Source organism: Pseudomonas sp. PDM18, assembly GCF_014852585.1.
GTDB lineage: Bacteria > Pseudomonadota > Gammaproteobacteria > Pseudomonadales > Pseudomonadaceae > Pseudomonas.
The window spans coordinates 1-20831 of sequence record NZ_JACVBX010000011.1; the positions used below are offsets into that span (position 1 = coordinate 1).

General features: G+C 65.6%; 21 protein-coding genes. 12 read left to right on the forward strand and 9 right to left on the reverse strand.

Annotated features, from left to right (window positions below; all coding sequences use genetic code 11):
* Positions 1-503: 503 nt before the first annotated feature.
* Positions 504-1889: an NAD-dependent succinate-semialdehyde dehydrogenase gene (locus tag IB274_RS20920; protein ID WP_192434405.1), complete on the reverse strand. Its 1386-nt coding sequence runs from the start codon at positions 1887-1889 to the stop codon at positions 504-506.
* A gap of 144 nt (positions 1890-2033) precedes the next feature.
* Here IB274_RS20920 and ptrR point away from each other — a divergent pair, with 144 nt between their 5' ends.
* From ptrR to IB274_RS20935, 3 genes are all read left to right on the forward strand, one after another.
* Entirely contained in the window at positions 2034-2912 is an 879-nt protein-coding gene (gene ptrR / locus IB274_RS20925; RefSeq protein WP_192434406.1) for a putrescine utilization regulator PtrR, read from the forward strand.
* A 223-nt stretch (positions 2913-3135) separates the two neighbouring features.
* Complete coding sequence (locus tag IB274_RS20930; protein ID WP_192434408.1) at positions 3136-4122, forward strand: hypothetical protein; 987 nt, start codon at positions 3136-3138, stop codon at positions 4120-4122.
* Positions 4119-4928 carry an N-acetylmuramoyl-L-alanine amidase gene (locus IB274_RS20935; RefSeq protein WP_192434410.1) on the forward strand — a complete coding sequence of 270 codons (810 nt, stop codon included), beginning with the start codon at positions 4119-4121 and terminating at the stop codon, positions 4926-4928. Before IB274_RS20930 ends, IB274_RS20935 begins: the two co-directional genes overlap by 4 nt.
* Before the next feature lie 50 nt (positions 4929-4978).
* Here the strand turns inward: IB274_RS20935 and IB274_RS20940 are convergent, their stop codons facing one another.
* A complete protein-coding gene (locus IB274_RS20940) occupies positions 4979-6526 on the reverse strand; it encodes a nucleobase:cation symporter-2 family protein (protein WP_192210855.1) in 1548 nt (515 codons plus the stop codon).
* Between the two features lie 379 nt (positions 6527-6905).
* On the opposite strand from IB274_RS20940, the gene IB274_RS20945 reads away from it, so the two are divergent.
* Complete coding sequence (locus IB274_RS20945; RefSeq protein ID WP_192434413.1) at positions 6906-7799, forward strand: LysR substrate-binding domain-containing protein; 894 nt, start codon at positions 6906-6908, stop codon at positions 7797-7799.
* On the opposite strand, the gene IB274_RS20950 is transcribed toward IB274_RS20945, so the two are convergent.
* Positions 7793-8701: an MBL fold metallo-hydrolase gene (locus IB274_RS20950; RefSeq protein WP_192434414.1), complete on the reverse strand. Its 909-nt coding sequence runs from the start codon at positions 8699-8701 to the stop codon at positions 7793-7795. The two genes, IB274_RS20945 and IB274_RS20950, sit on opposite strands and share 7 nt — an antisense overlap.
* 425 nt (positions 8702-9126) lie before the next feature.
* Here IB274_RS20950 and IB274_RS20955 point away from each other — a divergent pair, with 425 nt between their 5' ends.
* The gene (locus tag IB274_RS20955) at positions 9127-9807 is read left to right on the forward strand and encodes a B3/4 domain-containing protein (RefSeq protein WP_192434416.1); all 681 of its coding nucleotides are present in this window, start codon (positions 9127-9129) and stop codon (positions 9805-9807) included.
* Between the two features lie 16 nt (positions 9808-9823).
* Here the strand turns inward: IB274_RS20955 and IB274_RS20960 are convergent, their stop codons facing one another.
* A complete protein-coding gene (locus IB274_RS20960; RefSeq protein WP_192434418.1) occupies positions 9824-10453 on the reverse strand; it encodes a TetR family transcriptional regulator in 630 nt (209 codons plus the stop codon).
* 95 nt (positions 10454-10548) lie between these two features.
* Between IB274_RS20960 and IB274_RS20965 the strand changes: the two genes are divergently transcribed.
* Entirely contained in the window at positions 10549-11214 is a 666-nt protein-coding gene (locus IB274_RS20965; protein ID WP_192434421.1) for an O-methyltransferase, read from the forward strand.
* A gap of 11 nt (positions 11215-11225) precedes the next feature.
* Here IB274_RS20965 and IB274_RS20970 read toward each other — a convergent pair whose 3' ends face one another.
* Positions 11226-12149 (reverse strand): LysR family transcriptional regulator, encoded by a 924-nt coding sequence (locus tag IB274_RS20970; protein ID WP_192434423.1) that lies wholly within the window; start codon positions 12147-12149, stop codon positions 11226-11228.
* A gap of 160 nt (positions 12150-12309) precedes the next feature.
* Here IB274_RS20970 and IB274_RS20975 point away from each other — a divergent pair, with 160 nt between their 5' ends.
* Positions 12310-12705, forward strand: coding sequence for a RidA family protein (locus IB274_RS20975; protein ID WP_192434425.1), 396 nt, complete (start codon positions 12310-12312; stop codon positions 12703-12705).
* A gap of 83 nt (positions 12706-12788) precedes the next feature.
* Positions 12789-13289: a GNAT family N-acetyltransferase gene (locus tag IB274_RS20980; protein ID WP_192434428.1), complete on the forward strand. Its 501-nt coding sequence runs from the start codon at positions 12789-12791 to the stop codon at positions 13287-13289.
* An 11-nt stretch (positions 13290-13300) separates the two neighbouring features.
* Here the strand turns inward: IB274_RS20980 and IB274_RS20985 are convergent, their stop codons facing one another.
* A complete protein-coding gene (locus tag IB274_RS20985; RefSeq protein WP_192434430.1) occupies positions 13301-13720 on the reverse strand; it encodes a transcriptional regulator in 420 nt (139 codons plus the stop codon).
* 201 nt (positions 13721-13921) lie between these two features.
* Here IB274_RS20985 and IB274_RS20990 point away from each other — a divergent pair, with 201 nt between their 5' ends.
* Both IB274_RS20990 and IB274_RS20995 read left to right on the forward strand, forming a co-directional pair.
* Entirely contained in the window at positions 13922-14311 is a 390-nt protein-coding gene (locus tag IB274_RS20990; RefSeq protein ID WP_225614961.1) for a hypothetical protein, read from the forward strand.
* Between the two features lie 433 nt (positions 14312-14744).
* Positions 14745-16439: an amidase gene (locus tag IB274_RS20995; RefSeq protein ID WP_192434432.1), complete on the forward strand. Its 1695-nt coding sequence runs from the start codon at positions 14745-14747 to the stop codon at positions 16437-16439.
* A 226-nt stretch (positions 16440-16665) separates the two neighbouring features.
* Here IB274_RS20995 and IB274_RS21000 read toward each other — a convergent pair whose 3' ends face one another.
* From IB274_RS21000 to IB274_RS21005, 3 genes are all read right to left on the reverse strand, one after another.
* Entirely contained in the window at positions 16666-17679 is a 1014-nt protein-coding gene (locus IB274_RS21000) for a GlxA family transcriptional regulator (RefSeq protein ID WP_192434782.1), read from the reverse strand.
* A gap of 63 nt (positions 17680-17742) precedes the next feature.
* Positions 17743-17877 carry a hypothetical protein gene (locus IB274_RS29855; RefSeq protein ID WP_263866459.1) on the reverse strand — a complete coding sequence of 45 codons (135 nt, stop codon included), beginning with the start codon at positions 17875-17877 and terminating at the stop codon, positions 17743-17745.
* 274 nt (positions 17878-18151) lie between these two features.
* Positions 18152-18649: a MarR family winged helix-turn-helix transcriptional regulator gene (locus IB274_RS21005; protein WP_192434434.1), complete on the reverse strand. Its 498-nt coding sequence runs from the start codon at positions 18647-18649 to the stop codon at positions 18152-18154.
* Positions 18650-18765: 116 nt separating this feature from the next.
* Here IB274_RS21005 and IB274_RS21010 point away from each other — a divergent pair, with 116 nt between their 5' ends.
* Together IB274_RS21010 and IB274_RS21015 are read left to right on the forward strand one after the other, a co-directional pair.
* Complete coding sequence (locus IB274_RS21010) at positions 18766-19935, forward strand: MFS transporter (RefSeq protein WP_192434436.1); 1170 nt, start codon at positions 18766-18768, stop codon at positions 19933-19935.
* Positions 19936-19998: 63 nt separating this feature from the next.
* Positions 19999-20658: a glutathione S-transferase family protein gene (locus IB274_RS21015; protein ID WP_192434438.1), complete on the forward strand. Its 660-nt coding sequence runs from the start codon at positions 19999-20001 to the stop codon at positions 20656-20658.
* Positions 20659-20831 lie beyond the last annotated feature (173 nt).

The window sequence follows — 20831 nt, forward strand, 5'->3', positions numbered from 1 at the left end:
TCGGGCTAGGTCAGAGGACGGCGGGAGGCAGCTTGGGCTCCTACTCGTGCGACCAACACCGCGGACCTGCAGCTTGCCTCCCGTCGCTCTCACCTTCGAGCTTATCGAGCTTTGCAGACACAAGCGGGCCATGCGCGCGATCGCGCGCATGGCGCGCTCCTACAGGATGAACCGGCGGATAACCTGTTCCAGGTTATGCGCCCTACGGTCTGCAGTTGAAGAAGGACGCGGCCAAGCCCTGAGTCCCGTTGTAGGAGCGGGCCATGCCCGCGATCGCGCGCATGGCGCGCTCCTACAGGATGAACCGGCGGATAACCTGTTCCAGGTTATGCGCCCTACGGTCTGCAGTTGAAGAAGGACGCGGCCAAGCCCTGAGTCCTGTTGTAGGAGCGGGCCATGCCCGCGATCGCGCGCATGGCGCGCTCCTACAGTTCGGGCACGGTGCGAGGTTTGCACGAGCAATAAAAAAAGGCCCCTCGAAGGGGCCTTTTTTAATGGGGCGCTTACTTGCGGTCGATCCACACGGTCTGCGGGTTGGTGAACTCGCGCAGGCCGAAGTGCGACAGCTCGCGACCGAAGCCGCTCTTCTTCACGCCGCCGATCGGTACGCGGGGATCGGAAGCGGAGAAGCCGTTGATGAACACGCCACCGCTGACCAGACGACGGGCCATGTGCTGGGCCTTGACCTTGTCGGCAGACCAGATCGCGCCGGAGAGGCCGAACTCGCTGTCGTTGGCCAGTTCCAGGGCGTGCTCGGCGTCGCGGGCGACGATCAGCGAAGCGACGGGGCCGAAGATTTCCTTCTTGAACGCGGTGTTGCCCGGCTTCACGTCGGCCAGCACGGTCGGTGCGTAGTAGTTGCCTTCGCCTTCGAGCTTGTGGCCGCCCAGCAGCAGGGTGGCGCCGTCGGCGATGGCCTGTTGTACCTGGCCGTCCAGTTCGTCACGCAGGTCGAAGCGGGCCATCGGGCCGACGAAGGTGTCGTCTGCCAGCGGGTCGCCGATCTTCAGTGCCTTGACCGCGGCCAGCAGCTTCTCGGTGAAGGCCGGGGCGATGGATTCTTCGAGGATCATGCGCTTGGCGGCGATGCACACCTGGCCGCAGTTGCCGAAGCGGCTGGCGACGGCGGCTTTCACGGCGGCATCGAGGTCGGCGTCGGCGAGCACGATGAAGGCGTCGGAACCGCCCAGCTCCAGCACGCATTTCTTCAGCGCGGCACCGGCCTGGGAGGCGATGGCGGCGCCGGCGCCGACACTGCCGGTCACGGCGATGGAGGCGATGCGGTCATCGGCGATGGCCTTGGAGACCAGCGGCGGCTCGACGTTCAGCACCTCGAACACGCCTTCCGGCAGGCCGGCCTGCAGCCAGGCGTCGCGCAGCTGATAGGCGCAGCCCATAACGTTGGGCGCGTGCTTGAGCACGTAGGTGTTGCCGCCCAGGATGATGCTCACCGCGCCACGCATGACCTGCCAGGTGGGGAAGTTCCACGGCATCACGGCCAGGACCGGGCCCAGCGGCAGGTAGGAGATGTACGCGCCTTCGATGCTGGTCTTCTCGTCTTCGAGCATGGCCGGGCCGTTGTCGGCGTACCACTCGCAGAGGTTGGCGCACTTGTTGATTTCGCCACGGGCCTGGGTGACCGGCATGCCCATTTCCTGGGCTTCCATGCGGGCCATCGGCTCGACGTTGGCGCGCAGCACTTCGGCCATCTTGCGCAGTACGGCGACACGTTCGGCGATGCTGGTGTCGCGCCATTGGCGGAACGCGGCATCGGTGCGGGCCAGCGAGGTTTCCAGCTGGGCGGCGTCTTCGAAGGTGTAGCGGGCCAGTTCCTGGCCGGTGGCGGGGCTGCGGGAGATGGCAGCGGGGATGGCGGCGATCTGGTTCATGGTGAGTCCTGCTTGTTCTGTGTAAGGGTGCAAGGCCGGTCGTTCGTCCGGGCGGGGTGGCTCCGGGATGGCGTAGAAATTAAGATGCGCAATCATTCATGTAAAATGAATAATCAAGAAAGACTCTTTCTCTCGGAGAGAATGATGGACCTGACCCAGCTGGAAATCGTCCGTGCTGTCGCCCACGAGGGCAGCATCACCGCCGCCGCGGCCCGTCTGCACCGCGTGCCTTCGAACCTGACCACGCGGATCAAGCAGCTGGAAGCGGAGCTGGGTACCGAACTGTTCCTGCGCGAAAAGCTGCGCCTCCGTCTGTCGCCTACCGGCCGCAGCTTCCTCGATTACGCCGAGCGCATCCTCGATCTGGTGGAGGAAGCCCGGCAGGTGGCGGTGGGCGCCGAGCCCCATGGCGGCTTCTCCCTGGGATCGATGGAGAGCACGGCGGCGGTGCGCATTCCCGAGATGCTGGCGCGCTATCACCAGCAGTGCCCGAAGGTGCAACTGGACCTGTCTACCGGCCCCTCGGGCGAGATGATCGACGGCGTGCTCTCCGGCCGTTTCATCGCCGCCTTCGCCGACGGCCCGGCCAACCACCCACAACTGGACGGCAAACCGGTATACCGCGAGGAGTTGGTGCTGATGAGCGCCAAGCACCATGCTCCGGTGCATGACGCGCGGGACGTGGCGGGGGAGACGGTGTTCGCCTTCCGCGACACCTGCTCCTACCGCAAACGCCTGGAGGGTTGGTTCGCCGAGCACCGCGTGGTGCCGGGAAAGATCATGGAGATGGAGTCCTACCACGGCATGCTCGCCTGCATCGCGGCGGGCGGCGGCGTGGCGATCATTCCGCGGGCGATGTTCGAGAGCCTGGCGGGCGGGCGCAACGTAGCGATCCACCGCCTGGCGCCGCAGCATGCCGACGCCACGACCTGGCTGTTCTGGCGACGCGGCACCGATACGCCGGCGCTGCGGGCCTTCATCGGTCTGCTGAACGCACCGGGGGCGGAGACCGAAGCGGCTTGATTGCAGTGCTGGAACGGCACCTGTTTCAGCATTGCAACGTAACGTTGGCGAGAAGCGTGAATTTATCTGCAAAGCCCCCTTGCAGAGACTTGGCGCTGCGCTAACGTGAGCTGGACTGTCAGCCGTGCGAATGCGCGGAAGGCGCCCATGGTTGATGCTTCGGGCGCATGCCGTGGCGCTTCGCGACAGGGATTGTTCCCATCCCTCGTTGCCCGGAGCCGTCATGGACACACGCACCCGGACTCGTCGCGCGAATCGTCTGCAGATATGGACGATGGGCGCCGGCCTGATCCTGCTTTCCCTCTTGCTGGCCTGGCTGCTGGTGTCGCTCTGGCCGCAGCATTATCCGAAGTTCCCGCTGGCCGGCGTCGAAGGCGATGTCGGCGCGCAGTGCCTGCTTGGCTGGTGCCCTGGCCCTGATGCCCGGCTGCTGGTGATGGTCATGGTCGCAGGTGGCCTGGGCAGCTTCGTGCATATCGCCAAGTCGTTCGGCGACTTCGTCGGTAACGACCGCTTCATGGCCAGCTGGATCTGGTGGTACATCCTCAAGCCCTTCATCGGCATGATCCTCGCGCTGATGCTCTATCTGGTCATCCGTGGCGGGTTCCTTACCGTTGGCACCACGGCGGCGGCCGATGATGGCGTGGTCAACGTCAATCTCTACGGCCTGGTCGGCATGGCCTGCCTCGCCGGCATGTTCGCCAAACAGGCCACTGACAAGCTGGGCGAGCTGTTCGACACCCTGTTCCGGACCCGCGAGGGTGACAAGCGCCGCGACGGCCTGGGCAACCCGGTGCCGACCCTTACCGACGCTCAGCCTGGCGCCGTGGATGCCCAGTCGCTCTACGTCTGCCTGCAGGGTAGCGGCTTCGTGCGCGGGGCCGTCGTTCAGGTCAACGGCGTGAGCCGTGAAACCACCGTCAGCGACAGTACCCGCCTGGCGGTGCAGCTCCTGGAGGAAGACCTGGAGGCGGGCCGTCCACTGAGTCTGGTGGTGGTCAATCCGCCGCCGGGCGGAGGCGCCTCAGCCCCGCTCATGCTGCCGCTGCTGGAGCCCGCCGTGGCGCCACTCGCTGCCCCGGTGGGGTTGTCGGCACCCGGCGTCGTCATGCTGCACCCGGAGATTGAGCTCGACGGCTGCGATTGCCCCATCGAGGAGGAAACCGCGGACGAGGACCTGCCCGCCGCCACCGGAGGAGTCCAAGCATGAGCTATGCATTGACCTGGTTGCCGGACGTGCTCGAAGCCGCCGGCCTGAAAGTCGCCCGCGTTGACGGCTGGAGCAGTCGCGGAGTAGGTGAGATGGGGCAGGTACACGGCGTGATCTGCCACCACACCGCCGGTCCGTTGCGCGGCAACATGCCCAGTCTGAAGACCCTCATCGAGGGGCGCCGTGATCTGAGCGGACCCCTGGCGCAACTGGGCCTCGGGCGGGATGGCACCTACTACGTGATCGCCGCCGGCCGCTGCAATCATGCTGGCAAGGGCAGTTGGGAAGGCATCAATTCGGGCAACAGCAGTTTCATCGGCATCGAAGCGGAAAACACCGGTCTTGATGAAGCCTGGAGCGACGTGCAGATGGACAGCTACCAGCGTGGTGTCGCGGCCATTCTCAGGTACCTGCAGCAGGACGAGCAGGCCTGTGCCGGCCACAAGGAGTACGCCTTGCCACCAGGGCGCAAGAACGATCCGACCTTCGATATGGACGGATTTCGCGCGCGGGTACGCGAGATCCTCGATGGCAAGGCGATCCTCCGGCCGATGATCCCGGCCCTGGAGCCGGACACCGTGCCTGGCCAGCTGCCGCGGCCGACCTTGCGGCGCGGTGCGGTAGGCGATCTGGTTCGGTTGCTCCAGCGCGCCTGCGGGGCCGAGGAGGATGGCCATTTCGGTGTGAAGACCGAGGCCGTGGTGCGGGAATTCCAGCGCCGCCACGAATTGGTGGCCGATGGCATAGTCGGACCGAAGACCTGGCGGCTGATCGATCAAACCATGCTGCAGGAGCAGGCACCCTGAACGGAAAAAGGCCCCGGAAGGGGCCTTTTTCATGGGCGTCTGACTGAGCGTCAGGCGCTGCTGTTCACCGTTTCGCGCTTCACCGTTCTGGCGGTTGGCGCGTGATGCTCGTCGTGGTCATGATCGTCGCCGACCACTTGGACTTCGTTGCCTTCGGCGTCGTACAGCTTGCCATTCTGGAAGTAGTCGCCCTCGTTCAGCGCGGCGATGTCGCGGTAGCGCAGGGTGCGCTCCTCAGCGGCGACGAACACCGACTGCTGGTTGGAGTTGCCGGTCTTGAGGTGGTTGAACAGCAGGTTCAGGCCGATGGCCATGATCGCCGCCGAGCTGATGCCCGAGTGGAAGATGGTGGCGAACCAGCTGGGGAAGTGCTCGTAGAAGCTGGGCGCGGCGATCGGGATCATGCCGAAGCCGATGGAGGTGGCGACGATGATCAGGTTCATGTTGTTGCGGTAGTCCACCTTGGACAGGGTGCGGATACCGCTGGCCGCCACGGTGCCGAACAGCACCACGCCGGCACCGCCGAGGACGGAGGAGGGCACCGCGGCGATCACCCGACCCATCACCGGCAGCAGGCCGAGGGTCACCAGGATCAGGCCGCCGGTGGCGACCACGTAGCGGCTCTTCACGCCGGTCACGGCCACCAGGCCGACGTTCTGGGCAAATGCGCTCTGGGTGAAGGAGCCGAAGATCGGCGCCAGGATGCTCGACGCCATGTCCGCGCGCAGGCCGTTGCCCAGGCGCTTGGAGTCGACCTTGGTGCCGATGATCTCGCCGACGGCGAGGATGTCCGCCGAGGTTTCCACTAGCGTCACCATGATCACGATCAGCATCGAGATGATGGCGGCGATGTGGAAGGTCGGCAGACCGAAGTGGAAGATCGCCGGGAAGGCCACCATCGGGCCCTCGGCCACGCGGGAGAAATCGGTCATGCCCAGGGCGGCGGCAACGACGGTGCCGATCACCATGGCCAGCAGGATCGACAGCCGCGAGATGGACGCGTTGCCCAGCTTGCTCAGCAGCAGGACGAACACCAGAGTGAGGGCCGCCAGGCCGATGTTGGCCATGCTGCCGAAGTCCGGCGCCTTGGGGTTGCCTCCCATGGCCCAGCGCGCCGCTACCGGCATCAGCGTCAGGCCGATGGTGGTGATGACGATGCCGGTGACCATGGGTGGGAAGAATTTGGTGATGCGCGAGAACACCGGCGTGATCAGGAAGCCGATGAAGGAGGCTGCCATGACGGCGCCCAGGACAGCGGGCATGCCACCGCCTTCGTAGCCGCCGCCGAGGATGGCGATCATGGTCGCGACACCGGCGAAGGAAACGCCCTGCACCAGTGGCATCTGCGAGCCGAAGAAGGGAAGACCGAGGGTCTGCAGCAAGGTGGCGAGGCCACCGGCGAAGAGAGAGGCAGCGATCAGCAGGCCGATCTCGCTGGGGGAGAGCCCGGCCGCCTGGCCGAGGATCAGGGGCACGGCGACGATACCGCCGTACATGGTCAGAACGTGTTGCAGGCCGTACGCCAGGTTGGCGCCGATTCCGAGGTTCTCGTCTTCCGGGCGTGCTCCGGCGGACGCTACAGCTGAACGATCATTCATGGCTGAGGACTCGCTTGTTTTTGTTGTGGGGCCACTGTAGACAAAGTCCATGGTGAATATCCACTATTTTGTATACATGTTTTCGGCCGATGGTCCGGAATCTGACCGGTCGGTTATGTAATTGATCGGATTAGATTGCTCTGCAATAGGCGCTCTGCATGAAATCCTGACCCGAATTGTCTTGCACGAAATGTGTGCATGTTTGAATCCAAAAGCACCAGTTGGCTGCATGCAAAGCTCCGAAAGGTTCTTTCCGGCCCCCTGTATGCAGGTCATCGCAAATTGCGGGCCAGCGGTTTGCCGGACTCGCCGTTCTCCCCGGCGAAAGCAGCTCCTGCTATAACCATTCGCCTTGGTTTTCGTCGGATTTCGAAAAGACATGGCCCTTCCACCGCTGCACAGTTTCAGGGTGTTCGAAAGCGTGGCTCGCCTGGGCAGCCTGGCCGCGGCAGCCGTCGAGCTGCACGTCACCACGGGCGCGGTCAGCCAGCAGGTAAAGGCGCTGCAGGCCAGCCTGGGCTTGGAACTGTTCGAGAAGCGCGGCCGCCAGCTGGTGCTGACCGTCAGCGGCCGTGAGCTGCAGAAGCGCGTGGCCAGTGCCATGGGCGAGATCACCGAGGCCGTACTGGCGTTGCAGGCGGGGGCCCGGCCGGAAGCGGAAAGGGTGGATCTCTGCCTGTCGATCCCTCCAGCCGAAGGCGTGGAGTGGCTGACACGACCGCTGCTGCGCTTCATGGAGGAATCGCGTTCGGTGCGGGTGAGTGTGATCACCGCGCCGGGCATGCCGCAGGTCGACTGGCGCCGCGCCGACGTGGCGGTGATCTACGGCACGCCGCCGTGGCCGGGTGTCTGGTGGCGCCTGCTGCATGGCATCCGCATGACGCCGGTGTGCAGCCCGCAATATCTGCGCGGACCGCTGGCCATTGTCGAGGTCGCCGACCTGGCGCGACACCGGTTGCTGCACGAGGACGACGGCAGCCAGTGGCAGCAGTGGATGGCCGAGGCTGGATACAGTCGGGGTGGCGCCGAGGACATCCATTTCGAGGACTTCGGCATGATCCTGCAGGCGGCGCGCGATGGATTCGGCGTGGCGCTCAGCGATGAGACGGTGTCACAGCGCGATCTAGACGAAGGTCGGCTGGTTCGCCCGTTGGCTATCTCGGTGGCGGCGGTCCACAACTACTACGTCGTCTGCCCCGAGGCGAAACGCGAACGCCCGGAGGTCCGGGCGTTCATCGAGTGGTTGCTGTCGATCAGCGAGCCGGCTCAGTAACCGTAACCGCGCCCATCGGTGAACTGGATGTCGGTGAGGATGCTGATGCCCTTCTCGACCTTGTACAGCTCCGAGCTCCTGATCAGCTCCGGGTCGCTGAAGGCTTCGCCCTTGGCGCGGCCTGCCTGGATCTGCTGCATCTTGTCGCGCACCGCGACGACGTCGGCGTAGGTCATGGCCGGCACCTTGCTCGGGTCCTCGTCGGCGTGGGCGCCGTAGAGGGTGGTCTGCGGGTTGATCACCTTCAGCGTGGCGTCCAGCGAGGCGACGTAGTCCTTGAGATTCCCTGCAAGCAGCCAGGACGGGTAGAGGTGGTCGCCGGAGAGCAGGATGTTGTGCGCCTCATCGAACAGCGCCACTTCGTCCGGTGTGTGGCCGGGCATGCTCAGCAGGCGCAGCTTGAGGCCGCCCAGGTCGATCACCTCGTCGGGCTTCACCAGTCGCGCGACCTTGAAGGGCGCCAGGGTCATGTGGTCGATGTTGCCCAGGTAGACCGGCTCGGGCACCTGGTAGAGGCCGTCGGCACGGCGGAATTTCGCCGTGAAGGGCGTATCCACCAGATAGATGTTCTGGAAGTTGTGCAGCCCGCCCAGATGGTCGAAGTGCAAGTGCGAGGGGAGCACCGCGAGTGGCTTGTCGGTGATCTGGCGGGCGACCTGGGTGATGTCTTCCTTCTGGTTGGCGCCGGAGTCGAACATCAGCGCCTGGTTCGAGCCTACCAACAGGTACGAATAATTCTTCTGGTAGTAGTTCGGCTCGCCGATGGCGTAGAGGAAGTCCGTCAGCTTGTGTACCACGAACGCCGGCTTTTCAGCCTTGGGTGCTTCGGCGGCGATCGCGGCGAAGGGCGCGCCGAGGAGGGTAGTGGAAGCCACGGCCAGGACTTTCATCAGTGTGCGCATGAGCGCGTACCTCTTTCTCGTTGTTGTCGGGGACGGCGGGTTGTCCGCCGGTCCATCTCACCGCTGGCGAGGGCGTACTTCAATGCACGATTTCTGCGGCCGACAGTTCAGCTCGGCTAAAGCCTGGCGGGATTAGCGACGCTGATTTTCGTGGTTGTGCATAAGCAGGGCTAATTGTTCATTCGGGGAATTCATGGCAGCGACGACGCTCTGCCGGTAGAACTGTGCGGGTCGGGCGCGCTGTGCGCGCCCATTCCCCTGTTTGCGGAGCTATTCCAATGAAGTCCAGATGGACCGCTTTGCTGTGTGTGCTGAAAACCCTCTCCGTCGCCTGGGGCGACTACAACAAGCGCAACTTCGTCCGCCGCTGAGGCGGGCAACCTGAGAGTCCGAATCACCCCGTTTCACCGTACAAGGATTTCGCCATGCAACGTGTCACGCCACAGATCGATCCCGCCATCGCCGCCATCGCTCCCGGCTTTCGAGCCCTGAGCATCACGTTGGAAGCCGCACCGATCCTCCATCCGGAGGTGGCGGAGTTGGCGCTGCAGCGAGCTTGCGCGGCACTGGCGGCGGGCGAGCCGGCCTGGGGCGACGCGCACCTGGCGGCCTGGGCCGAGGTGTTCCGCCGCTTCGGCGCCAAGCCCCAGCGCACGCCCTGTTCGGCGGAAGCGCTGCGCAAACGCGCGCTGCGTGACGGCAGCCTGCCGAGCATCGATCCGGTAGTGGACCTCTACAACGCCATCAGCGTGCAGTTCGCCATTCCGGTCGGTGGGGAAAACCTCGCCGCCTACGCCGGTACTCCGCGCCTGGTGATCGCCGACGGCAGCGAAACCTTCGATACCCTGAAGGACGGTGCGCCGGCCCATGAATCACCCGATGCTGGCGAAGTCATCTGGCGCGACGACTTCGGCGTCACCTGCCGGCGCTGGAATTGGCGCCAGGGCGTGCGCACTCGCCTGGATGCAGAGGCGCAGCGCATGTGGTTCATCCTCGAATGCCTGCCGGAAATGCCGCTTGAGGCACTGCACCAAGCGGGCGACCAGCTGGTTGGCGGGTTGCAGGCGATGATGCCGGGAGCCAGGGCAGAAGTGCTGCTGGTGTAAGGCAGGGCGTGAGCCGTTACTTCACCCTGCTTTCCAGGTAAGCGCAGAACATATCCGCCATCGCTCCGCTGAAGGCTTCGGTCTCTTGCACGCTGCGCGGGGTCTCCGAGAACTGCTTGCCCACCGAGCCGAGGGTCGTGGTGATCAATTCGCGCGCCAGCGCACGCTGCTCATCGGATGCGAGAGGAAGAACTTCTGCGATGAAGGTCTGGAAGATGCCTTCGCCGGCAGCCTTGGCTTCCCTGGCCTCGGGGGCGTCGCGGTAAAGCGGGGCGGCGTCGCTCAGGGCGATGCGCATGCGCGCTTCCTCGCATTCGGAGCGGATGAACGCATGCACCAGATTGCGCAAACGTTGCAGCGGCGGCTGGCTTTCATCGACCAGCAGGCCGCGCAGCATTTCAGTGGTCTGTCGCCACTCATCACTCTGCAGGCGGAACAGGATCGCGGCCTTGTTCGGGAAGTACTGGTACAGCGAACCGACGCTGACGCCGGCGCGTTCGGCGACCCGTGCCGTGGTGAAACGCTGGGCGCCTTCCTTCTCCAGAACCTGAACAGCGGCGTCGAGAACGGCCGTCACCAGGTCGTTGGAGCGGGCCTGTTTCGGCTCCTTGCGCGTGGAAATACGCGGGCTGCGGCGTTCGCTCATGGCTGGCTCCGGCAATGCGAATAGTAAAACCTGACGAAAAGATCGCATTCTAGTCGGGCGTTATTCCGCACTCAAACTCCACACGGGAAACCACCATGACGACCCTCACTTCCGCCCCCGTGGCGCCCCTTCTGCAGCAGCTTTTCGAGGAGGCCGACGCGGCTTCTCCGCAGGCCAGCCCGGCTTTCGCGAACCTCGATCAGGCCGCGCTGACCCGCCTGATGCAGAGCAAGACGCAGTACCGCGAGCTTTACGGCCAGCTCAAGGACCAGCCGCTGCCCGTCTCGCGGGAAACCGGTGCGCTGCTGTACATGCTGGCGCGCAGCATCGGCGCGAAAAACATCGTCGAGTTCGGCACCTCGTTCGGCATCTCTACCCTGCACCTGGCTGCCGCACTGCGCGACAACGGCGGCGGGCAGCTGATCACCAGCGAGTTCGAGCCTTCGAAAGTAGCGCGGGCGCAAGCCAACCTGGAGGCTGGCGGCTTGGCCGAACTCGTGGAAATCCGTCAGGGCGATGCGCTGCAGACCCTGGCCAGTGACCTGCCCGAGCACATCGACCTGCTGTTGCTCGACGGCGCCAAATCGCTTTACCCGGATATCCTTGCGCTGGTGGAAAACCGCTTGCGCCCCGGTGCGATGATCATCGCGGACAACGCCGACTATTGCCCCGAGTACCTGGCCGAGGTTCGCATGCCGGGCGGGCGCTACCTGTCGATTCCCTTCGCCGACGACGTGGAGCTGTCCATGCGCCTGGGCTGAGGCTGCGCGGGCTAGAGCGGCGGGTTAGACACTGGTGCATGCCGCGCCATCAGTTCGGCGACCCAGTCGATGAAGACCCGCAGCTTGGCGCTGACGTGGCGGTTGGGCGGATAGGCCAGGTAGAGCGGCATGCTCTGCATGCTCCAGTCGCCGAACAGTTCTACCAACTCGTTGCGCGCCAGGGCATCCACCGCCATGTAACGCGGCAGCCAGAGCACGCCCATGCCGGCGATCCCGGCGGCCAGGTAGGCGTTGCCATCGTCCACCGTGAGCACCGGGCGACCCTGGACCTGCACGGATTCGCCGTTCTTCTGCAGGGCGTACGAAAGCGGCTTGCCGGTCCGCGCCCAGAGGTAGCCGACGATGCGCTGCTGGCCGTCCTCTAGATCGCGCGGATGCCGGGGGACACCGGCGCGCCGCAGGTAGGCGGGAGCCGCGAAGACGCCCAGCGGCAGGTCGCCGACCTTGCGCGCCATCAGCGACAGGTCGGTGAGCTCACCGCCACGTACCACGCAGTCGACGTTCTCGTCGATCAGGTCGACCATGCGGTCGCTGACGCCCAGGTCGATCTGGATGTCCGGATAGCGCTCGTGGAAATCAGGCAGGGCAGGGATCAACAGCAGACGCGCCAGCGGGGTGGGCACGTCGACCCGCAAGCGCCCGCGCGGCAGGGCTGCGGCACTGGAAAGGCTGGTCTCGGCGTCATCCATGTCCGCCAGCAGGCGTGTCACCCGCTCGTAGTACGCCGCGCCATCGGCAGTGAGGTTCAGCTTGCGTGTGGTGCGGTTGAGCAGGCGCACGCGCAGCCGCGCTTCCAGCTGCTGGATCAGTTGGGTCACGCTGGTGCGGCTCATGTGCAGGGTGTCGGCGGCCTTGGTGAAACTGCCGGTTTCCACCACGCGGGCGAAGGCTTGCATCGCATCGAAACGGTCCATGGCGGCTCCGGCTGACGGCTGAAGAAGGCGGGAAAGGTCTGATTGTTTGGATTCTACAAACAATGCTGACCAGCGTTGCCGGATTATCGCGAGTGCCGTGCGCCGTAACCTGCCTCCATCGTTGAAACCGGGCCAGCGTGGCCCTCGATGGAGTAAGCAGATGAGTATCCGTGACGTGGTTTTCCCCGCTGGCCGCCAGGCCCTCTATGAACGCAATCGCTATTCCCCGGCGGTCCGCAGCGACGGCCTGCTGTTCGTCTCCGGCCAGGTTGGCAGCCGCGAGGACGGCTCGCCCGAGCCCGAGCTGGAAGCCCAGGTGCGCCGCGCCTTCGGCAACCTCAACGCGGTCCTGGCCGCCGCCGGTTGCACCTTTGAGGACGTTCTCGACGTCACCGTGTTCATGGTCGATCCGCAGGCGAACTTCGAGCGCGCCTGGCAGGTTGCCGCCGACTATTGGGGCGCGGCGCCTTATCCGACGGTAACGGCCGTGGGCGTGACCTGGCTGTACGGCTTCGACTTCGAGATCAAGGTCATCGCGCGCCTGCCGCAACACTGAGGAGGCCGCAGGGCAGGGCGGCGAGACGGGATGGCCGGGTTTCTTTACCATGCCGTCCTGTTTCGTACCGCCAGGAATTCCCCATGACTGCTCCTACCTTTCGCACCGCCACCCTAGCCGACACCGACCGCTGCTTCGAGATCGAGATATCCGCTTACGAAGGCGACGAGGCCGCGACTCGGGAGAAGATCGCCACGCGCATCGCGCAGTATCCCGAGGGCTTCCTGATCATGGAGCTGGACGGCGAGATCATCGGCTTCATCAACTGCGGTTGCGCTTTCGAGGTGGAGATGTCCGACGAGGAGTTCAAGGAACTCATCGGCCATGACCCGGCGGCGCCCAACGTGGTGATCATGTCGGTGGTGATCGACCCGGCGCAGCAGGGCAAGAGTTACGCCACGCTGCTGATGCGCACCTTCATCGAACACATGGCCGGCCGGGGCAAGCGCACCATCCATCTGATGTGCAAAGACCGCCACGTACCGCTCTACGAACGCTTCGGCTACCGCTACGTCAAGCCTTCGGCGTCCGACCACGGCGGCATGGCGTGGCACGAGATGGTGATGGAATTGCCCACAGCCTGACGCCGCAGTTCTCAGCGTTCCGGCCGGTCGTTCACCCTATCGCGGGTGGCGCGTTCGGCCAGTTGGTCGAAGGTTTCCGGCAGCAGAGCGGATTCGCCCTGTTCGTCGAGCAGCTGGCGGAACACCAGGTGATCCGGGAAGCTGCGGCTGATCAGCGTCAGCAGCTCGGTGCCGCGCTCGGTCAGCTCGAAGTTGTTGCCGGTGCCGCCGTGTTCGCGCGGGCGTTCCTGGATATAGCCATTGGCGAACAGGTCGCCCTCCAGGTCGCCGGCGACCTTCTTCAGGTGATCGACGCTACCTTCCACCGGCTCGCCTTGCAGCCGGTGCTGCTCGGCCACTTCCTCACCGCATTCGCGGGCCTTGTAGGGTTCGTTGGCGCAATCCTGGGCGCGCAGCAACAGGCGTTCGATCAGGTCCCAGTCGTAGCTCATGGCGTGTCCTCCGGGTTGGGAAAGCAGGTGCTTCCTGATTTGCGACCCGGCGAGGCGGGGAGGGTTCGAACTTCCTGCGCGGCGGTGCGTGGCCATCGATGGCGTCGAGTTTCACTATCGATGCAATCGAGTGGTGCGCGGGCCCGGCGCGCCTGACTATCTGTCCCACGAGCTTGTCGAACCGAGCAAGGGACAGAATCGATGAACACTGCGCGCCTCACACCCAATCGCCTGACGACCCGTGTTGCCCTGGCTTCGCTGGTGTTGGCCGTGGCCAGCTTGAGCGGCTGCGCGGCGACCTCCGAAACCCGGCTGAGCTGGGACAGCCTGGGCGGCACCACCGCGCAGGACAGCAGCGCCTACCTGAGTTGTGTCGACGGCAGGCTCACCCCCGGTACCGCCACTTTCGTCAGCGACACCGGCGCCACCCGCCAGCTGCTCACCGGAAGCGCCGACCCGCTGCTGGCCAGCGGTATCGTCCAGGTGACTCCGATCGACGGCGGCAACCATTTCAGTGCCTACCAGCGCAGCGCCTGGCAGGACAAGGGTGAGCTGCTGGACGCCGCCTACCAGTGCGCGCAGCACAGTTGAATCCGCTTCGAGCGGGTCGCCCCCCCAGCGACCCGCCCAGCGCCGGCAGGCGGCGAATAGCCTGCGTCAGTGTCTGCCATCGGGCCTACGCTGATTCACTCTCCAGGGGCGCTCCCCCCAGCGCCTCGCCTATCGCCTGTCGAGCCCCCACTCGATGGGCGTTTTTTTTAATTTACGACTGTTGTGTATTCTGATCGCGCATGCCAGTGTGTGCGCCCTGGCGGCTGTATTCGCCTTTCACAGCCTGTCGATGCGCATCCGGTTTGTCCGCCGGGCGCTGAACCTTGCCGCCGGCCGACGGTACACTCACTCCCGTCGCGTAACAGAAGTACAAGAGAATCGAGATGAACACGCATTTTCCGACTTGCGCCGTCTGGGTCCGTCGCGACGCAGACCTGCCCCTTCCCATCAACCTTCAGCCGACGGTGAAAGCATGATCGAGGTAACCGAAGTTTCCATTGCGCAGCTGCGTGAAGCCCTGGAGTCGGGCCGCACCACCGCGGTCGAACTGGTCAAGGCCTACCTCGCGCGCATCGACGCCTACGATGGCCCGACTAAGCTCAATGCCGTGGTCGTACGCAATCCCGACGCCCTGAAGGAAGCCGAAGCCTCCGATGCCCGCCGCGCCCGTGGCGAGACCCTTGGCCCGCTGGACGGTATTCCCTACACCGCCAAGGACAGCTACCTGGTGAAGGGCCTGACCGCCGCCTCCGGCAGCCCGGCCTTCAAGGACCTGGTCGCCTACCGCGACGCCTTCACCGTCGAGCGCCTGCGCGCCGGCGGCGCCATCTGCCTGGGCAAGACCAACATGCCGCCCATGGCCAACGGCGGCATGCAGCGCGGCGTCTATGGCCGTGCGGAAAGCCCGTACAACAGCAAGTTCCTCACCGCGCCTTTCGCCTCCGGCTCCTCCAATGGTGCCGGCACCGCGACTGCCGCGAGCTTCTCGGCCTTCGGCCTGGCGGAGGAAACCTGGTCCAGCGGTCGGGGCCCGGCCTCGAACAACGGCCTGTGCGCCTATACGCCGTCCCGTGGCGTGATCTCGGTGCGCGGCAACTGGCCGCTGACCCCGACCATGGACGTGGTCGTGCCTTACGCACGCACCATGGCCGACCTGCTGGAAGTGCTCGACGTGGTCGTCGCCGAAGACACCGACAAGCGTGGTGACCTGTGGCGCCTGCAGCCGTGGGTACCGATCCCCGCCGTCGCGGAGGTGCGCCCGTCTTCTTACTTGGACCTCGCCGCCGGCCCTGAAGCCCTCAAGGGCAAACGCCTGGGCGTGCCGCGCATGTACATCAACAAAGACGAACTGGCCGGCACCAGCGAGAAGCCCGGCATAGGTGGCCCGACCGGCCAGCGCATCCACACCCGCGCCTCGGTCATCGACCTCTGGGAGCAGGCCCGCAAGGCCCTGGAGGCCGCTGGCGCCGAAGTCGTCGAGGTGGACTTCCCGCTGGTTTCCAACTGCGAGGGCGACCGCCCGGGCGCGCCGACCGTGTTCAATCGCGGCATCGTTTCCCCGGAATTCCTCCACGACGAGCTGTGGGAGCTGTCCGGCTGGGGCTTCGATGATTTCCTCCGTGCCAATGGCGATCCCAAGCTGAACAAGCTGGCCGACGTCGATGGGCTGAAGATCTTTCCGCACGACCCCGGCACCCTGCCGAACCGTGAAGACGACCTGGTCGCGGGCATGGACGAGTACGTCAATATGGCCAAGCGCGGCCTGAAGACCTGGGACCAGATCGAGACCCTGCCCGACGGCCTGCGCGGCCTTGAAAAGACCCGCAAGCTCGACCTGGAAGACTGGATGGACGGCCTGAAGCTGGACGCCGTGCTGTTCCCCACCGTGGCCGATGTCGGCCCGGCGGACGCCGACGTCAACCCGGAATCGGCCGACATCGCCTGGAGCAACGGTATCTGGGTCGCCAACGGCAACCTGGCGATCCGTCACCTGGGCGTGCCGACCGTCACCGTGCCGATGGGCGTGATGGCCGACATCGGCATGCCGGTGGGCCTGACCTTCGCCGGTCGCGCCTATGACGACTCCGCGCTGTTGCGCTTCGCCGCGGCCTTCGAAGCTACCGGCTCCAAGCGCCTGGTGCCGCCGAGCACGCCGCCGCTGGGCTGATTGGCTGCAGGATAAAAAACCGCGCCTCAGGGCGCGGTTTTTTTATGAGCGCGAAGAGGGGCGCGCGTTGTCGGTGCGGGTCCGTGGTTCGCGTTTACCCCCCCTAACCCTCTCCCAAGGGAAGAGGGTTAGGGTGAGGGGCGATCCGAACGCAGAGCTATCCGGTAGGAACGGGGTGTCCTGGCGATGCTCTTCTGCGAGCCGAACCATTTGCGGATAAGGTCCGCTACGGGAGCTGTGCTGACTTCGCCGACTTCACGTTGCCAAAGCGTGCTTCCTTCGAAGGCGAGTAGCCATAGAAGGACGTGTAGCACTTGCTGAAATGGCTGGGCGAGACGAAGCCGCAGGCCAGTCCGACCTCGTACATCGGCAGGCTGGAATGCTGCAGCAGGCGGCGGCTTTCGGTGATGCGCAGCTCCAGGTAATAGCGCACCGGCGTGGTCCCCAGCTGTTCCTGGAAAAGCCGTTCGATCTGCCGCTTGGATCGCCCGACATAGCTCGACAGCTGGTCCTGGCTCAGCGGCTCCTCGATGTTCGCGCTCATCAGGTTGATCGCCTCGCGCAGCGGCTCGCTGAGCTTCTCGTGCAGCGCCGGGCGGGTGCGGCGGAAACGCGATTCCTCGAAGGCGAGGATGTCGACGATGGCGTCCACCAGCTCGCGGCCGTGGTGGGCGTTGATCCACTCCAGCACCAGGTTGAAGGCGCCCGTGGGGCTGGCGGCGGTAAGGCGGTCGCGGTCGGCCTGGTAGCTCTCGCTGGTGACCTCGCTGTGCCGGGCAATCTCCGCCAGCGCCGCGCGGTTTTCCGGGTGGATGGCGCAACGGTAGCCGTCGAGCAGACCAGCCTGGCCGAGGAACCAGGCGCCGTTCCACAGGCCGGCGAGAGCGACGCCCTTGTCGGCGGCCATCTGCAGCAGACGCGTCAGTTCAGGTATAGCCCGCAGCTGTGTGCGCAGGCCGCCGCAGATGACCAGCAGGTCCAGCTCGGCGAGCTGCGCCGGGGCCAGCGCGGCGCCGGGGCAGATCACCAGGCCAAGGTCACTGGTGACGGATTCGCCGTTAAGGCTGAAGGTCTCGGTGGCGAAGGTCTGTGCGCGGATCAGGTTGGCGGTGACCAGCGTATCCAGCGCTTGGGTGAAGGCGGGCAGGGAAAAGTTCTCTAGCAGCAGGAAACCCACCCGCGCGAGGCGGGCCGGCTGCCGGGATTCACCGTCGAGGTAGCGCAGGTTGCGGCCCTGCATGGCCCCACTGAACTGGCGGCGTTCGACCAAGCGGCACCTCGTCTGCGTCTGTGGGTGACTGACTCAGCCGCACATGGCGTGGCGGCCGATGAACGAACCTGCGCCGATGATTCCCGCGATGGAAAGCAGCGTGACCTCACGGGGCTTGGAGCCCTGCATCAGATCGCCATGGGCGCGTTTTGCGCTGGAAGCATTCATTTGTCGGCCTTTTATTGAAATTGTCGGCTCGGGCGCGGTGACGCAAGGTCGGGGGCGGCTCCCCGCCGCGCTGGGGTCTTCAACAGGAGCCGGGAAAACGGGGGGGCGCCGGTGCGTTTCACGCAGGTCTCAAGCTAAGGCAGTGGATGGGTAGCCGGTTGCTCGAGATCGCCATGGGCATGACCAAAAACGACATGGTCGGCCGGCGGAGGGCTCGCCAGGGGTAGCTCCGGGACCACGGTTCCTGTGCGCGGCTGCGCTGGAAAGGGACTGCTCAGCGGCCAGCTTCCGGCAGGCTGGCGAGGAGTTTTTCCAGCAGGGCGGAGAGCTTCTTCTGCTCGGCCACGCTCAGGCCACAGAGGACTCGGCGCTGGTTGTCGACATGGGCGCCGACGGCCTGGTCGATCAGCGCCAGGCCCGTCTCGCTCAGGCCGACCAGCGAACCGCGGCCGTCCTCGGGGTTGGGTGTGCGCTGGATCAGGCCCTGTTTTTCCAGGCGGTCGAGGCGGTTGGTCATGCTCCCGGAGGAGATCATCGCCGCCTCGTAGAGCACGGTGGGCGTGAGGCGAAAGGGTGGACCACTGCGGCGCAGGGTGGCGAGCACGTCGAACTCGCCAGGTTGCAGGCCGTACTCGGCGAACAGCGGATTGAGGTGGTCTCGGGCGATGAGCTGCGCTGCTTCGCCGAGGCGGCCAAGCAGCAGCATGCCGTCGGTTTCCAGCTCGGGCAGTTGCTGGCGCCATTGCGCGACGGCGAACGCGGCTCTGTCCATGGGGGCTTCCTTTTTATCTTGATGTCGAGATACATTGGATTTGTCTTGATGTAGAGATATTCGCCTGCGCCGTCTTCGCGATCAAGTGCCGGCGCCCCACTGGAAGGATGTTTGTCATGTCTCGAACCCTCTCCCTTGCAGCCTGCCTGCTTGCCGTCGTGCTGGCGGGCGTCAACCTGCGCCCGGCGCTGGCCTCCATTGGCCCGTTGCTGGATGCTCTGCAGGCGCACGCGCACTTGTCCGACAGCCTCGCCAGCCTGCTCACCAGTCTGCCGGTGCTGCTGATGGGCCTGGGTGCGCTGGGCGCTTCACGGTTGCTGCGCCACTTCGGCGTACTCCGTGGCGTGGCATTCGGCTTGTTGTTGATCGCGTGTGCCTGCGTGCTGCGTCTGTTGCCGGGGCCGTTCGGGTTGCTCGGCGGCGCGGTGCTGGCCGGTCTGGGGATCGCCGCCTGCCAGGCGCTGCTGCCGGTATTCATCCGCCAGCGTTTCGGGGCGCGGGTCGGCGGGGCGATGGGCGCCTATTCCACCGCGATCATGGGCGGCGCGGTGCTGGCCAGTGTCGCTTCACCCTGGCTGGCGCAAGCCTGGGGCGAACTGCCGGCGCTGGCCTTCTGGGCGTTGCCAGCTTTGTTCGCGCTGCCGGTCTGGAGCCGCGCGGCGCAGGGCGGGGTGCCCGTAAGTTATGCCGCTCCAGCCTTTGCCGGCATCGCCCGGCGTGCGGCGTGGCTGGCGCTGTTCTTCGGTCTGGGCACCGGCGCCTATGTGCTGGTGCTTGCCTGGCTCCCGCCGTACTACACGGCGCTGGGTTGGACGCCCGCCCAGGCCGGTGCGCTGCTCGGTGGCCTGACGCTGACCGAGGTGGTTGCCGGCCTCATGGTTTCCGCCTTCATCGATCGCCTGCCAGACCGCCGCCCAGCGTTGCTGCTGGCCATTACCCTGTTGCTCGGCGGGCTGATCGTACTGGTGATGTGGCCGCAGCAACTGGCGTTGGTGGCGATGGTCGGGCTCGGCCTGGGCATCGGTGCGCTGTTCCCGCTGTCGCTGATCGTCGCCATGGACCGTGCCCGCAGCCCGGCCGAGGCCGGTGCGCTGGTGGGCTTCGTGCAGGGTGTGGGTTACCTGATCGCCGCGCTGTTCCCGCTGCTGGCGGGATTGGCGCGGCAGTCCATGGCCAGCCTGGCACCGGCCTGGATCGGCATGGCGCTGGTATGCCTGGTGCTGCTCGCTCTCGCCAGCCGCTTTGCACCGCCGCGCCCGTTTGCAGGGCAGGCGCAGGTCGGCTGAGCAATCCATGGCGGGCTGATTCGAGGCTAGGCTGAGTACTTCCGTCTGCCCAGGTGACCCGCCATGTCCCTCGTCCTGTTCGGCCATCCGTTTTCCTCCTACTCGCAGAAGGTGCTGATCGCCCTCTACGAGAACGCCACGCCGTTCGAATTCCGCAGTCTCGGCCCGGATCAGCCGGAGAACGGCGCGCACTGGCTGCGCCTTTGGCCGCTGGCGAAGTTCCCGGTGCTGCTGGACGGCGAGCACAGCGTGGCCGAGACCAGCATCATCATCGAGTACCTGCACCTCAAGCACTCTGGCCCGGTGCGCCTGCTGCCGGACGATCCGCTGAAGGCGCTGGACGTGCGCTTCCTCGATCGCTTCTTCGACTGGCACGTGATGACCCCGGTGCAGCATGCCGTTCTGGGCGCCATGAGCGGCGAAGCGGCCAAGCGCGCGGAAGGCCTGGCCCATGCGGTGAGCAAGCTCGAACTGGCCTATGCCTGGCTGGAAGAGGAACTGGCCGGGCGCACCTGGGCGACGGGCGACAGCTTCAGTCTCGCCGACTGCGCTGCGGCTCCGTCGCTGTTCTATGCGGACTGGACCCATCCCATCGGTGACCCGTACCCGACGCTGCGCGCCTACCGCTCGCGGCTGCTGGCGCGCCCCTCTTTTGCCCGCGCGGTGGAGGAGGCGCGGCCGCACCGGCCATTGTTCCCGCTGGGGGCGCCGGATCGGGATTGAGTTTTACAGAGCGCCGTTGCCTCCCGTTCTTGTAGGAGCTAGCTTGCTCGCGAATCCCTTGGCACGGCGCTCGGGATGTTCGCGAGCAAGCTCGCTCCTACAGGGGGCAATCGTTCGGCTATCGGACAGACCTCGCGCAACAGGCAAAAAAATCCCCCGTGCGCTGCCGCGAC